Here is a 14108-nt window from a genome sequence, read left to right as displayed (position 1 = left end):
GGTTAATGGGATCTCGCCTATTAATAATGGTTACCGATCTTCGATGGGGGGCGAGCCTCGGTTGCCACACGACGAGCGCGCCCAACTCCCCAAGCCAGGGCCCGGGTTATCGACTCGCTAGGGCGGCAGTCAAAAATTTCTTCGAAAAGGGTCTTGCCGCTAGATGCGTAGATGCCGATGAACATTTGAGTGCCGCCCGAACTGGATCGCCTTACTTGTACATCTATGGTCGTCCCATCATCGAGCGTTTCATCATGCGTTTGACAGTGAAGCGCCGGATCTGCCCATGCCCAATATTGTTCGCCCCGTTGTCTCATTTTGCCCTCGACACTTTTATTAGTCGCTTGAATATAGTCGCGACCACGACTTAGCGATCGCTGACGAGCGCCCGTTGATCGCCTCCGTGGCTACCCTCGAAGTTTCGCCACCGGACCAACCCGCGCAACTCGCCATGTCTATAAGGGCGATATCGACGTTTCTGCCAATTCCCTCATACCCCTGTGGTCAACCGGTTGTTGATAACTGCGGAGTGCGGCTAAATGGAAAAGACCGCCGCATCCGAACCTCTCGGTAACAGCGATCACCCGTTGAGCAAGTTTGGCGAGATTGCAGAAACGCGGCTAAAGCCGCTCGTAGACGATGCATTGATCGCCTAGGCAGAGGTCAACGAACTGTGAGCCCGCTTTATATCGCGGGGTGGGGAGTTGCCTGCAGAGTTCACGTCGTGAGTGATTGCACTGGTGCTTGCCCACCTGTCTGCATTCGACCTGACCAGCTATTTGCATCGGACTTGACCAGCACGCGTCGTGACCCTTGACCGGCAGAGAACGACCCAGATCGATCGATCAGCACCGGCAGAAGTCAGCCCAAAAGCGGATTACCACTAGAGAATAGGTAACGAAATACGGAAAACTGTACCCTGCTCCTGTGTCGACTCCGCCTCTATTTTTCCGTCGTGCCCTGCAACAATCTCAGCGGCTATAAACAATCCCAAGCCCAGGCCGACGGTCTCTCCTCGATTGTCGTCCGAGTACCTGGAAAAACGGCCTTCGGGGTTGAAGAGAATAGGCATGGCGTCGGGAGGAATCGGATCGCCGAAATTTACTACATTGAAGAAAACCGAGGTTCCATCCCCTTTCAGAGTGACGTGGATGGGCTGGTGCAAATCGCCATGTCGCACCGCATTGCCGATCAAATTAGAGAAAACTTGGGCTATCCGTGCTGGATCAAACTGCCCAACGATTTTTTCAGTGTCATTGAATACAATCTGCGCTTGAGGATGACCGGCGCGAATTTCGTTGACGATGCCTTGGCATATGGAATGCAGCTGAGTGATCTCTTTCTTGATCGTGAGTCCTGTCCCGAGGTTACAGCGCGCCAGGTCGAGTAAGTCATTCACCATCTGATTGGCACCGCGAACACTGGTGGCAATCTGGGCTGCAATCGTTTTTTCCCGATCGGGCAGTTGTTTCGACTTGCGCAACAGGTCGGCGCCCATCAGGACGGCACTCAACGGCGAGCGTAGGTCATGGCCCAGCACGCCCAAGACCATTTTTCGTGTCGTCTCTACAGCTTCCCAATAGGCTGCGATCGATTCGACCAGCGCTTGATCAATCGCTTCATTGAAGCGAACCATATCCTCAACATGATGGCCGTCCCCGGTATATTCTTGCTCCAGCCATAATCTGAGTACGCTCGACCTGAGGGCGCGATATTCGGAGACCATCTGATCTAAAGTGAAACCAGCCACCAAACGATTGACTGCGTGGCTTTGAGCCGGTGTCTCGTCTTCGCTGACAGGGCCGTGGCCAAAGGATTTGTCAATCTGTTGTTGCTCGGTTTGAAAGGTGCGCATGTCGAGCGCGACAGTTCTCAAGATCAGTTGGGCATGGTTTCTCAGACCTCGGGCGTCGAGATCTGGCATCGGGGTTTCCACAGATCTGGCGAAGTCTTCCCACGCTCGCAGAATAGGCTTCATGTTGACGAAGATGAAATCTGACAGTCGCATGGCGGATCTCATTGAGCATCTTTTTTAGAATCATGATACCAGCCTAGCGGTATGGGGGAAGGCATGTAGCGCGTGCAGGAGACCATTCGTCATGTCGTCCGAAACGCGCCTCAAGTGGGCCTCAGTTCGGGCAGGTAAGTTGGCCAGTTGCTTAGTTCGACCCAAAGCTGACGATGGCCCCCATTTCTCACGATACTTTGACACGTTGACATGATGACCTGACATGAGAACGCCTTAGCGCATCAACAAGTTCAAAAAATGGAAAAAAACACCCGTCTTCCAGGGTGGTTTCTCGCATAGACGATTTGGATGTTGGCGCTGAGGCGAATTTGACCCAGGGGCTGATTTTGACTGCCCCATATGCAGCCTCTTAAATCCCGCGCAAAGCAATCGTTTGCTGAGTATTCGGGTGGGCCAATGAATTCCGGCCCCCTGGGTCAAATTCGCCTCAGCGCCAACACACCGATGAATGCGAGGAGTAATGGTAGATTGCTCATTGACTTTCTATTCGCTAATGGGCAGCCGCACGGCTGCCCGTATGAGTTAAATTTCCAGGTTGCATCAGGGTAATCGCTCGTGGTGGCGCCTCATGTTCTGAACGAAAGGCTGAGCATCGCAGACTTAGCGCCGAGCATTCACTGTGCCCCAGCCACTGAACGAAGACCCCGAGGCGTTCACCTGATTACCGCCCCATCATATAAAACTCATCGTTCGGTCGCATACTGGTTACGTTAGCCATGCGGTTGGACAAGCCAAAGAATGACGCTATGGCAGCGATGTCCCAAGCATCATCCTGGCTGAACCCATGCTGTGCCAGAAGCTCGAAGTCTGCTTCGCCAACTTCATGTGCACGCGCCGAAACCTTCATGCCGAAATCCAGCATCACCCTTTGCCGAGGAGTGATGTCTGCCTTGCGATAATTGACAGCGACTTGATCCGCAATGAAAGGATTTTTCGCTCGAATGCGCAAGATGGCACCGTGGGCAACAACGCAGTATTGGCACTGGTTCACGCTGCTGGTCGCAACGATGATCATCTCTCGCTCGGCTTTTGTGAGGTTGCCCTCCTTTTCCATTAACGCGTCGTGGTAGGCGAAGAACGCACGGAATTCACTGGGGCGGTAAGCAAGCACCAAGAAAACATTGGGGACAAACCCTGCTTTTTCTTGAACCGCAACAATCCGATCGCGGATATCTTGTGGCAGATTGTCGAGTTCAGGAATAGGAAAACGCCCGATGGGGTTCATTGCAGTCATGTAAAAGCTCCTATGCACAGTAAATTGACAAGCTATTTATTCTGGGGAAGCGATTCGTACGACCAGTCGACCGCGAACCTGACCTGCTAGCAGATCGGCCGCGACATTTTGAACATCGTCGAGGCCAACCTCCTGGATCAAGGTTTCAAGTAGCGCAGGATCAAGGTCGACTGCCAGGCGTCGCCAAGCCTCTAAGCGCTCGGCTAGCGGGGCCATCACGCTGTCAATGCCTACCAGCGTGACGCCACGCAGAATGAACGGTGCCACTGTGGCGGGTAGCTCCATGCCGGAGGTCAGGCCACATGCAGCAACGACTCCGCGGTACTGCAATGACGCGCAAAGGTTGGCCAGAATCTGTCCTCCCGCGACATCAATGGCAGCAGCCCAGCGCTCTTTCTCCAAAGGACGGCCAGGCTGCTCCAGCTCTTCGCGGTGAATCACTTCGCTTGCGCCCAACGCCATCAGGAATTCACGCTCTTCTAACCTTCCGGTGACCGCCACTACCGAGTAACCGCGCTTGGCGAGCATCGCTACTGCCACACTGCCTACCCCGCCAGCCGCGCCGGTGACTACGACTGGCCCGTTGTCCGGAGCAATACCGTGACGCTCCAAGGCCATAACGCACAGCGCAGCTGTGTAACCTGCGGTGCCAACTCCCATTGCCTGGCGCGCATCAAAAGCCTGGTGCATCGGTATGAGCATGTGGCTTTTTACACGCGCGAACTCCGCCAGCCCACCCCAATGCACTTCGCCGACGCCCCAACCATTAAGCACAACTCGATCGCCAATTTTGAAATCTGGGCTATGAGAAGCTTCGACCGTGCCAGCAAAGTCGATGCCCGGGATCATAGGGAAACGTCGGACAACAGGCGAGCGTCCGGTGATCGCCAAAGCATCCTTGTAATTCAAAGTTGAGTAAGCGATACGGACGGTAACATCGCCGTCCGGCAGATCAGCCTTCGACATCTGTTGCAGCGTAACAGAGTGTTGGCCGTCTTTCTTATCAATGAGCAAACCTTGAAACATTAATTTTCTCCCTGCTCGATAGAATCGATCCGCGGGCGCGGCCGCTCGTTGGCGTTTATGGATCTATGGCTTCATTACGTCACCGTCATACAGCATTTGGTAATGCTGTTGGTTACTCGCTTTAAAGGGAGCGAAACCGTTTTGCAAAAATGCGGATAGTAGGTTTGCCACTCCTACTACGAAAAAGAGTGCAATTGCCAATCGTCTCAGCCTACCGGCTGATTCATTCCTCGATTGCTCCCCGGACCCGTTGGACGTCAACGCAAGGGCCAACATACAATAAGCGATAGCACCCGTAAAAAATATGAACGTCCAACTGTACATATGCAAACCCAAAATGGCAGACCCTGTTGGTGGCGTGCCCGGTGGCGCTTTTACGAATAAGAACAGCAAACTGATCAGGCTACCAATGAGGGCGCCTGATAAAATGTAGTTCCAAGGATTAGTAACGAAGCGGATATTTAGGAATAGCCCGGCACCGAATACCAACAAGGCCGCACGTATAAGATTACACAGGGCACAAGGCAGCTCGCCAAGAACTATCTGAAAATAGAAGGCGCCCAAAAGCATGCCGCCTACTGCAAACAGCCCTGTCAAATCCGTGCATTGAAGAAAATCTTTACGTTCAAGCTTGATCACCATGAACTCAGCTCCTGCAATTGGGCCAGATGATGGCTACCATGCCATGTAGCCCAAACGACTACCAATAGAGCACACACAGCCCATAGTAAACGCGCACGAACTGCGCTATTGCGTCCAAGCACCATCGCCACGACGGCGAACAGCACCGGAATGAATCCATAAAACATGAGCACTCTCCGTGTTGGTTTCGAGTAAGAGAGCGTTTCACATTGTGAAAGATAATACTATGGACGACGCGCCAACTTGCGTTGACGACTGGCCAGATACCCTTGCACAAGTAACAATCATCGGCACTTCACATTCCGCTCCTCGAAACCAGTTTACCCCCATTCGAAATGGTTGTTTCCAGCATGACGCCCAGCTGTAGCATTTGCAAAAAAATATTGCCCACGCGGAGCCTGCGCTGCAAGGCCACCACACCGTTGTGGCCGGTAACCGCCTAAACGTTAATACGCCAGGGCTGGGCGACTTGCAAATTCAGCCAACATAAATAATATTTTAGATAACCCGTCTAATGCACAGACGACAAGAACAACCGCCACAGGCCCTGGTGCTAGACATATAATCTAATCAGGACTTTGACCACCCTGCAAGTATCCGGCCCGCTCAGTTCGATGGGAATCAGAGTTACGTTGCTTAACTATACATATTGCGACAGCCGCTATAACCCCGGCGAAGCTGATCACCATGAAATTTTGCTGGAATGGGAGGCTCATGGAAACCACCCAACCAATGACTACGGGTGAAATGATGGCCCCAACGCGACCCACGCCCGATGCGAACCCCACACCGGACGATCTAATATGAGACGGATAGAAATCACTAGCATATGCATAGGCTAACAGCTGGCTTCCTAAAGTCGACGCCCCCACTGCGTACACCATCACGTACAAGTATTTCTCTGAAGAATTAAAGGGCAAGGCGGTCAACGCGAGAGCGCCCAATGAGTAACTAGCAATTAACACGAACTTTATATTGATTTTCGAAGACAACCAGCCGCCTATTGAACCAGTAATGGCGCCAAGATTGTATATTACAACGAAGTTCAATGCTGAGCCCAAGCTATATCCAGCCATGGCCATTAGCTTGGTTAACCACGAGCTAAGCGCGTACACCATGAAGAGCCCTGCGGTAAATGCCACCCAGATCATTGCTGTGCTCAAACCACGACCATCATTGAACAATTCTTTTGCAACTGTTGTACCTTCTGAACGCTTTTTACGATCGCTTTCGAAAATGGTGCTGGACCTGCATTCATGCCAGGAGCCAAACGCCGCAATAATGAAACCATCTTTTTATGATCGCCTGACTTGACAATTTAAGCGATGGAATCGGGCATTTTACGTAGCACGAGCGGGCTTAGAATCAACGGCACAATTGAAGAAAAGAAGACGGTCTGCCAGCCGTACTTTTCAATCAATGCCTTAGATGTGAGAGCAACGAGAATACCTCCTACTGAATACCCTGCAAACACGATAGTTATCAGCCGGGTCCGTAACCTCGCCGGAGAAAACTCGGCGACTTGCGCCGCACAGATAGGAAGCACTCCACCGATTCCTAGGCCAGAGATGAAACGACATACACTAAATAAAATTGGCCCCTCAGCAAGTCCAGCTGCGGCTGTAAAAACGCTAAACAGTACAATGCAAAAAGCTATAACTTTTGGACGTCCAATGCGGTCAGCGCTCGCGCCTAAAAATATAGCTCCCAGCATCGTTCCAAACAACGCAGAACTCGCCATAAAGCCAGCCATTTTCGCATCAACGCTCATGTCATTCATAATTGCGGGTAAAGCCGCGCCCGTAATGGCTAAATCATAGCCATCAATAACTGAAATCAGAACGCACCAGGCTAATGTCTGCGCATGAAATCTATTGAACGTCGACGTGGCTGCAACAGCATGCAGATTGATAGTATTCATGACTTCCGCTTCCTTTATTTTATTTTATTTTATTTTAAAAAGTACATTAAAATCACGTCACCCACCCAACGTACATATCAAGGAACTTTAAAATCTATATTCTGCAGGGTCAATTTCCACTACGGCAAAAGAAGCAAACGGGAAATTCTTACTTAATGGTAAAAAAGCCTGGGTCACTAATGGATCCCATGCCGACTTCTTACTCACGTTCTGTCAAGTGAATGAAGATGCGGGTAACAAAGGAATCGCAGGGTTTGTGGTCGATCGGGACCAAGCAGGTATTCAGGCGTACCGTGAGTTGAAGAAGATGATACGTGCCATACACCGCCCCCTTAGACTTATTTTTGGCGGGCGCTTTTAAGCAGAGCCCGAGCAACGATCATATTTTGTATTTCAGTGGTCCCATCCATGAATTCGCAGGCGCGCGCTGCTGACATTTGTCTGTGGATGCCGTAGCTGTCTTTCAGGCCATTCGCTCCCATAACTTGCAGGCAGGCACTTATTGACTGGAATGCGTGCTTTGTGGCGAACTTTTTAGCGTGGCTTGCGGCCAAGGTTGCATCTTGGCCGTAATCAATGAGCTGAGCGGCTTTTTGAGTCAGGTTTCTACTCGCTTCAAGGTACGTAGACACATCTGCTAGTGAGAAACTAGTACCTTGATTGTCGAAAATCTTGCTTCCAAAAGCGGTTCTTGAGTTTGCATATTCGATGGCGGCGCGTAACGCTCCCTCTACTGCGCCATTACACATTGCGGCCACGCCAGTGCGGGCCACATTCAAGCCTGCCATAGCCGCTGCAAAGCCAACTCCCTTGGGAAAGCAGGGCGTATCAACTATGACGTTCATTAACTCGAGGTCTGTTGTACCCATTGCGTGGGACCCTAACAGTGACAGCTGCGCGGTAAAGTGCACACACACGCGTCCGCTAAGGGTAATGATTCAATTTACTTTGAAAGCTGCCATGCTTGCCATAGCCCCTCCTTTAGTCTCCTTCGTATGGGCAGATCGTTAAGATAAGAAGATGGATATTGTTTATCATACGCAGGTTTTCGTGTCGGTGGCTAACGCTGGCAGTTTTACCGAAGCCTCGAAAACCCTCAGCACTAGCCCCGCTAACATTTCTAGAGCCGTACGCAATTTAGAGCATTTTCTCAAAACCAAGCTGATTAATAGAACAACTCGAAATTCTTCATTAACCGAAGCTGGCCATCGCTATCTCGAAAGATGCGTCAAGATCTTAGACGCGATAAGTGCTGCTCAGGAGGAAGCCACAGCTAATCAGTCCAAGCCGGGCGGAAAATTACGAGTTCACGCCATGACCAGCATTGTCCAGTACTTCCTCATCGATGCCGCTGCTAAGTATCACACCCTCTTTCCAGACGTACAACTTGAACTCAGCTTGAGCAATACCGTTCCAGACACTACGAAATATGGTTACGACGTGTCAATTATCGTCGCCGACAGCTTGAGAAGTCAGGGTGCTTTGCGACAAAACTAGGCATTACATACAGTGTCCTTTGCGCATCTCCGCACTATATTCGGAAGCACGGCATCCCCATCCATCCAAGCGATTTGATTGAACATAGTTGCTTGCGCTTATCTACTCCCGCCTGCGCCCTTGAGAAGTGGCGTTTCAAAGCCCCCGACGGCGAACAGGTCATCCATATACCCGACCCCGTCTTAGAACTCAGCCGACGCCATGATTGCAGCGATAAAAACCGGTATAGGCGTTGGCGCTGTCCCGGTTTACGCAGCCCAAGAAGCGCTCAGTAATGGCGCGCTTACCCGTCTCCTACCAGAATTCAAGCTGCAAGAGCTAAGCATATACGCTATCTACTCTTCTCGCAGGTATTTGCACACCAAAACACGAAAATGGATAGAGCTATTGAAAGCATTTCTGCCCGAAATCATTGTCGCTGAAGACCCTACAACCGAAAGCATACCCAGTGCGACACCCTTGTGAAAACCGTCTGACCCTTAAGAAATAGTTGCTGGTGATAGCTTAAATCTATGTGCACCGACAGTGTTGATTATAGCATCCGCCTAACGACACAGCCGTCATACTGTTGCATCAACATGACTGGCCAGAAGACTTCGGGGGAGATTATTTAAATCTAGCATGCGAACGCAAAGCAGCGGAATGGGCGGAGGTATTAAAAATTTCCAAACGAGCGCTGACACTCCATTTCGAGCGAGGTACGGGATTACTCATGGGAGTTTGAGCACAGCCTAGGACTGCTGCTAATACTTTCCCCTCTCGCACACGGCCACTAATAACCCTCGCGCGCCCTTATTGTCTTCCGTCAACCGTCTCGAGTTGACGGTGATGCAAAGACCATTTTAGGCAAAGCGCCAACCACGCTGACGCTTTGCCTAGGTCTTCATGGCATCAGACGTATTGATTCAACCGATCGAAGCCATTTTCCAGGTCATTGATCAGGTCTTGGACGTCCTCAAGGCCGATCTGCAGACGCAGCGTATAACCACCCGGCTGCCACCTGGTTGCAGTACGATAATCAGTACAATTGAACGGAATGATGAGGCTTTCATATCCGCCCCACGAGAAGCCCATGCCGAAGATCGACATATTGTCGAGCATCCTAGCGACATCTGCCTTGGCAAAGTTTCCCTTGAGTACGATGGAAAATAGTCCTGACGAGCCAGTAAAGTCCCGCTTCCAATATTCATGACCTGGGCAGCTAGGAAAAGCCGGATGCAGCAAACGCGCAACCTCTGGACGAGACTCCAGCCATGTTGCAATTTGGAGTGCGCGCGCCTCTGCCTCTTTCAATCGAAGGTGCATTGTTCGCAACCCTCGCAATGCAAGAAAGCAATCTTCAGGGCCTGGCAGCATCGCCATGGCATCGTATGCTTGGCGCAAGGCAGGCCATGTTTCAGCATTGGCTGAAATCATACCTAGCAGCAAATCGGAATGACCGCCGAGGTACTTAGTGCCTGCTTCGAGGGAGATATCTACATGATGGGCATGGGCCTGGAAGAACAGCGGAGTTGCCCAGGTATTATCAATTATCGTCTTGATGTTGTGCTTGCGTGCAACGGCCACAATCGCGGGAACGTCCTGCACCTCGAAGCTCTGGGAGCCCGGCGCCTCCATAAAGATAACGCTGGTGTTGTCCTTGATCAGCAATTCAATATCGGCGCCAAGCATTGGATCGTAATAGCTGATTTCAATACCGTAGCGGGCCAATAAGTTGTTGCAGAAGTTTCGCGCCGGTCGGTAAGCGCAGTCGGCGATCAGTACATGATCACCTGCCTTGGTAGTTGCAAAAAAAGCTAACGCAATCGCCCCTAGACCCGATGGAGCCATCACTGTACCCGCCGCCCCCGCGAGCTCCGTCCAGGCATTCTCCATATTTTCTATGGTCGGCGAACCTGCTGTCCCATAAGAGAAGCGCGCCCTCTTATTTTCAATATCGTCGACAGAGCCATACACAATAGTTGACCCCCGATAGACAGGTGCATTAACGAATCCGGCTTGTTCATTGGGATTACGTCCAAGCATCGTAAGTTTAGTACTGATATGGTGACGATCTAAATTCATACTCATAACAACCACCTAAAAACTAAAAACCAAATATCATTTTTCGAGAAGCTTGAGAAATGGAGCAATACATAACATAACACCAAACAGCCCAATGTAGTATATCTTCCAACTCTTATAAACTCTCAATACTGGAACCTTGAACACCAAATAGCAAGGTATTAGGCATGACACCACTCCATAGACTGGAGCTCCGATTTGCTGAAGAAGCAAAATTGAAAACTTTGTCATCACCCAGCACCACAGCAGCGCAATAATAAAAACTGCAACGCCGAGTGTGATAAAACGCGGAGAAACTGCATCAACATTCATGAATCGCCCCATTACATTCAATGCCATGCCCTTTAAGGCCTCCTGAAACCCCAGGTAGATACCAAAGAATGCTGTCACTATCGCAAAAATGTTGAGCATGATTGACATCGTTGCCACGACCCTTCCTGGCAGCACCTTGGAAGCGATTGCTAGTGCAGAGATGTTGTTTTTTGCCGCCTCCACTGCCTGCTCATGGGTCAATGCAAAGGTGAAAGAAAGCGCGAAAAAAATGACTGTTACCGCCAAAATCACGTAGGCAATCCGATTGGCCCTAATAGCTTTAAAGGTAGCCACGCGACTATCGGCTTCTCTCTTCCTGTAAGCAATGTTCATCGGACTCAAAATCTGCACAAACAAAATTGAGAATAGCGTGAAGGGAAGCGTCAAGATCGCATCTCGTATGAGTGTAGAAATATCCGGAAGAATTCCTATATTCGAGATAGTCCACTTGGGAATCATTACAAACCCCAGAATTACAACTATCAACAACTTGACTGCCACCATCGGCCCGGAGATTTTGAACAGCACCTTCTCGCCTTGGGCGGCGATTGCCACCAGTACAATCAGCACCAACAACGCATACCAGGGCGCGCTTGCTAGGTTTTCACTGGATACACCATAGCTTTGCAGATATGACGCACTGTCAAAAGTCACAGCCAAGGAATAGGTCAGCATACCTTTCAACAGCATCAGGAAATAGGCGACGCTCAGCAAAAAACCCCAATTCGAGCCCAAATAGTGAGTGATAACTCCCGTATAATCATCACACTGCTCACTTTTTGAGAGAGTTTTCAAATAAAGCTCTTGAAGCATATAAAGCGCCGGATAAGCGAGCGCCAGGGAGAGCAAGAAAACCCACAATCCCTTGAGACCAATTTGCACCGGAAGAAAAACAATGCCTCCCCCGATCGCCATACCAATGCACAGAATTACCCATCCAGCATCATATCGGGTGAACGGTATGGGCGACTTGTCGACCACCTGAGTGCTCTCTGTTGTCATCACAGACATAGATATATCCATTGTTATTGTTTGATTTATTCATCCCTGGAAGCTTGCAGATAAATCCGCTCACTTGTTGGCCTCACTCCTGATAAACCTTATAATTTGTTCACATCTCAAAGGCCAGTGACATCATTTCATTTCAGTTTTGAGGATCAGTCAAAAATGCTTCCAAACAATCTCACGCTCAAGCAAATGACTATTTTTGTGAGGGTCGTGGAAAGTGGTGGGCTCACCGAAGCCGCTCAAAAAATAAATTTAACGCCATCGGCGGTTAGCAAAAGCCTGACATTACTCGAGGAAAGCTTGGGGTTAAAATTACTTCAACGAACGACTAGAAGTTTATTCCTCACAGACGAGGGAAAAATAATTTATCAACGTTTTAGCGAGATCATCAACTCCCTCGAATCCATGCTCGATAGCGTTTCATCTGCTCGATCGGAGCCGAAGGGGCTACTTAGAGTTTCAAGCCCAATGGCGCTGGGCGTGCGTCATTTGATGACGATATTTTCTGCCTACCGCGAGCGCTACCCAAAAATCAATCTGCAACTGGATATCAGCGATCAGCCGGTCAACCTGAACGATGGCACGTGCGATGTTGCACTAAGAATCGCGAGGCTCCCACCAGAAAATTACACTGCCAAAGAAATCTCGCTGATACCGTGGTTTTTTTGCGCCTCACCGCACTATCTCGAACTTGCGGGTACACCTAAGTGCATAGCGGACTTAAGAATGCATACATGCTTACTCTATCCAGATATTGACGAAGTATGGCACCACTACACAGAAGACGGTGAAAAGTCGTTGATCACCTACGGAGAGATCCTTATCAAAGCCAATAGCAGCTCGGTGTTACTGGAAGCAGCCTTGAAAGGAATGGGCGTGGCTTATTTGCCTTCGTACCTGATGGACGCCCATGTAAAAAAGCATGAATTAGTTCCGCTATTTGGAAATGTGACCAAAAACCTTTCGCGAAAACTGTTCGCATTACACCTTCCGGATCGAGGCAATAATCCAACCATCAGCTCGTTTGTGAATTTTCTGTTCGAATGGGCTTCCCCCGTAGCGCCATGGGACGAATGGATGGAAGACTATCCACGCCTGCTAATTCATTGAGCGTGCGGCGTAATCAATCAGAGGTTCACGCCAAGGCCCTTGAAGGTTTTTGCTCTCGTGTTAAACGTAATACAAATAGCAGAAATGTACCCACTGTTAACGCGATGGCTGTCAGCACCAGCGAGTCGCTATAACCACCATACTTCGCGGCCAAATATCCCGCCGCGGCAGGTGCGATGATCTGTGCAACACCATAGCTTATCGTAAGCTTGGCCATGGCTTTTGCAGGGTTCTCCGGAAAACTTCTGCCCACTAAAGCCAGCGTCAGGCTCACAATCCCGACAAACGTGCTACCGAACATAATCGCGCCTACAATATTGATCAGCGTATCCTCCGTAAGGCGCGGAATAATGATGGATACGGTTTCAAGTACATTAGCTATAATCAACACAGTAATAGTATTGGCTGATTTAGCAATTTTGTCCCAAAGAAAGCTGGAAGGAATAGCTGCCAAGCCCACCACGATCCAGACTAGGCTGCCGATGCCAGAAAAAAACTCAAATTTTGCCAGAATTGCAACGATGAACGTTGCACCGATTGCATAACCGAATCCGGTACAGAAGTAGAAGGCTATGAGTAGTTTCATCCAGGTAGCAGAAGGCTTAACGCCATTCGCCTGCAGTGCAACGTTACTATGCTTCGCCTTCAAAGGCTCAGGCATCCACAACCAGGCCGCAGGAAAAAACACTAGCCCGAGTGTGGCTAGCCAATACCAGTGCTGCGCCCAATTTAGGTAGTTAGCCATAACCAAGATTGCGACCCCGGACACCACGATTCCCGCGCCAATCCCGGTAAAGTGCAATCCCAGTTCCTGCTGTAAGCCCTTACGCATTGACCAGTTCAACACGAGCCCCGATGCAATGAGCATACCTGCGACACTGGTTATTCCACTAACAACCCTGAGCACCGACCACATGACAAAATCAGTGGTAGAACCCATCCCAGCGGTACTTGCTATACTTACGATCAAGCATATTTTGTAAAACTTATATTTTACACTTAAGTCGCTTAAACTGGCTGCAATCAAAGCCCCAACGATATAACCAATATAATTAAATGTTGCCAACCATCCGCCAGCGAAGAGAGATAGTCCCGCCTCCTTATTCATAATTGGCAAAAGTGGGGTGTAGGCAAATCGCGCTAAACCAACGGTTATTATCAACGCACACACTCCCGCCATAACGACCTGATATTTCTCCAGTGAGAGTGATTCATCCGAATTCTGCATTCAATAATTCCACGACAATTAATGAGTTTTCTGTGAC

The 14108-nt window shown here is 49.9% G+C and carries 15 protein-coding genes and 1 pseudogene; 5 read left to right on the top strand and 11 right to left on the bottom strand.

Annotation, left to right across the window (positions count from 1 at the left end; all coding sequences use genetic code 11):
* Positions 1 to 20: 20 nt before the first annotated feature.
* From PSEUDOMOFG3G_RS28080 to PSEUDOMOFG3G_RS28075, 6 genes are all read right to left on the bottom strand, one after another.
* Entirely contained in the window at positions 21 to 317 is a 297-nt protein-coding gene (locus tag PSEUDOMOFG3G_RS28080; protein ID WP_139050245.1) for a hypothetical protein, read from the bottom strand.
* Positions 318 to 883: 566 nt separating this feature from the next.
* Positions 884 to 2008, bottom strand: coding sequence for a sensor histidine kinase KdpD (locus PSEUDOMOFG3G_RS13345; protein ID WP_139050244.1), 1125 nt, complete (start codon positions 2006 to 2008; stop codon positions 884 to 886).
* A 682-nt stretch (positions 2009 to 2690) separates the two neighbouring features.
* Complete coding sequence (locus PSEUDOMOFG3G_RS13340; RefSeq protein ID WP_139050243.1) at positions 2691 to 3263, bottom strand: peroxidase-related enzyme; 573 nt, start codon at positions 3261 to 3263, stop codon at positions 2691 to 2693.
* 36 nt (positions 3264 to 3299) lie between these two features.
* Positions 3300 to 4289, bottom strand: coding sequence for an MDR family oxidoreductase (locus PSEUDOMOFG3G_RS13335; RefSeq protein WP_139050242.1), 990 nt, complete (start codon positions 4287 to 4289; stop codon positions 3300 to 3302).
* 63 nt (positions 4290 to 4352) lie between these two features.
* Positions 4353 to 4931: a disulfide bond formation protein B gene (locus PSEUDOMOFG3G_RS13330; protein ID WP_139050241.1), complete on the bottom strand. Its 579-nt coding sequence runs from the start codon at positions 4929 to 4931 to the stop codon at positions 4353 to 4355.
* A 566-nt stretch (positions 4932 to 5497) separates the two neighbouring features.
* Complete coding sequence (locus tag PSEUDOMOFG3G_RS28075) at positions 5498 to 6007, bottom strand: MFS transporter (RefSeq protein ID WP_257220805.1); 510 nt, start codon at positions 6005 to 6007, stop codon at positions 5498 to 5500.
* On the opposite strand from PSEUDOMOFG3G_RS28075, the gene PSEUDOMOFG3G_RS28070 reads away from it, so the two are divergent.
* Positions 5907 to 6245, top strand: coding sequence for a hypothetical protein (locus tag PSEUDOMOFG3G_RS28070; RefSeq protein ID WP_257220808.1), 339 nt, complete (start codon positions 5907 to 5909; stop codon positions 6243 to 6245). The genes PSEUDOMOFG3G_RS28075 and PSEUDOMOFG3G_RS28070 overlap by 101 nt on opposite strands.
* A gap of 4 nt (positions 6246 to 6249) precedes the next feature.
* On the opposite strand, the gene PSEUDOMOFG3G_RS28065 is transcribed toward PSEUDOMOFG3G_RS28070, so the two are convergent.
* A complete protein-coding gene (locus PSEUDOMOFG3G_RS28065; protein ID WP_257220762.1) occupies positions 6250 to 6852 on the bottom strand; it encodes an MFS transporter in 603 nt (200 codons plus the stop codon).
* Between the two features lie 112 nt (positions 6853 to 6964).
* On the opposite strand from PSEUDOMOFG3G_RS28065, the gene PSEUDOMOFG3G_RS28400 reads away from it, so the two are divergent.
* Positions 6965 to 7213 carry an acyl-CoA dehydrogenase family protein gene (locus PSEUDOMOFG3G_RS28400; RefSeq protein WP_139050549.1) on the top strand — a complete coding sequence of 83 codons (249 nt, stop codon included), beginning with the start codon at positions 6965 to 6967 and terminating at the stop codon, positions 7211 to 7213.
* On the opposite strand, the gene PSEUDOMOFG3G_RS13315 is transcribed toward PSEUDOMOFG3G_RS28400, so the two are convergent.
* Positions 7191 to 7697: an acyl-CoA dehydrogenase family protein gene (locus PSEUDOMOFG3G_RS13315; protein WP_171061375.1), complete on the bottom strand. Its 507-nt coding sequence runs from the start codon at positions 7695 to 7697 to the stop codon at positions 7191 to 7193. The two genes, PSEUDOMOFG3G_RS28400 and PSEUDOMOFG3G_RS13315, sit on opposite strands and share 23 nt — an antisense overlap.
* Positions 7698 to 7872: 175 nt before the next feature.
* Between PSEUDOMOFG3G_RS13315 and PSEUDOMOFG3G_RS28060 the strand changes: the two genes are divergently transcribed.
* Both PSEUDOMOFG3G_RS28060 and PSEUDOMOFG3G_RS28055 read left to right on the top strand, forming a co-directional pair.
* Complete coding sequence (locus tag PSEUDOMOFG3G_RS28060) at positions 7873 to 8349, top strand: LysR family transcriptional regulator (RefSeq protein WP_257220761.1); 477 nt, start codon at positions 7873 to 7875, stop codon at positions 8347 to 8349.
* A gap of 198 nt (positions 8350 to 8547) precedes the next feature.
* Positions 8548 to 8814: pseudogene (locus PSEUDOMOFG3G_RS28055) on the top strand (LysR substrate-binding domain-containing protein); the annotation flags it as partial.
* A 426-nt stretch (positions 8815 to 9240) separates the two neighbouring features.
* Here the strand turns inward: PSEUDOMOFG3G_RS28055 and metC are convergent.
* Positions 9241 to 10419, bottom strand: coding sequence for a cystathionine beta-lyase (gene metC, locus PSEUDOMOFG3G_RS13305; RefSeq protein ID WP_139050239.1), 1179 nt, complete (start codon positions 10417 to 10419; stop codon positions 9241 to 9243).
* A gap of 30 nt (positions 10420 to 10449) precedes the next feature.
* Entirely contained in the window at positions 10450 to 11736 is a 1287-nt protein-coding gene (locus PSEUDOMOFG3G_RS13300; RefSeq protein ID WP_139050238.1) for an amino acid permease, read from the bottom strand.
* 156 nt (positions 11737 to 11892) lie between these two features.
* On the opposite strand from PSEUDOMOFG3G_RS13300, the gene PSEUDOMOFG3G_RS13295 reads away from it, so the two are divergent.
* Positions 11893 to 12843 carry a LysR family transcriptional regulator gene (locus PSEUDOMOFG3G_RS13295; protein WP_139050237.1) on the top strand — a complete coding sequence of 317 codons (951 nt, stop codon included), beginning with the start codon at positions 11893 to 11895 and terminating at the stop codon, positions 12841 to 12843.
* Positions 12844 to 12868: 25 nt separating this feature from the next.
* Here the strand turns inward: PSEUDOMOFG3G_RS13295 and PSEUDOMOFG3G_RS13290 are convergent, their stop codons facing one another.
* Complete coding sequence (locus PSEUDOMOFG3G_RS13290; RefSeq protein WP_139050236.1) at positions 12869 to 14071, bottom strand: YbfB/YjiJ family MFS transporter; 1203 nt, start codon at positions 14069 to 14071, stop codon at positions 12869 to 12871.
* Between the last annotated feature and the right edge of the window lie 37 nt (positions 14072 to 14108).

The sequence above is a fragment of the Pseudomonas sp. FG-3G genome (assembly GCF_901007645.1).
GTDB lineage: Bacteria > Pseudomonadota > Gammaproteobacteria > Pseudomonadales > Pseudomonadaceae > Aquipseudomonas > Aquipseudomonas rhizophila.
Note: the sequence above shows the minus strand (reverse complement) of the source record. Positions and strands in the feature narration are given on the sequence as shown.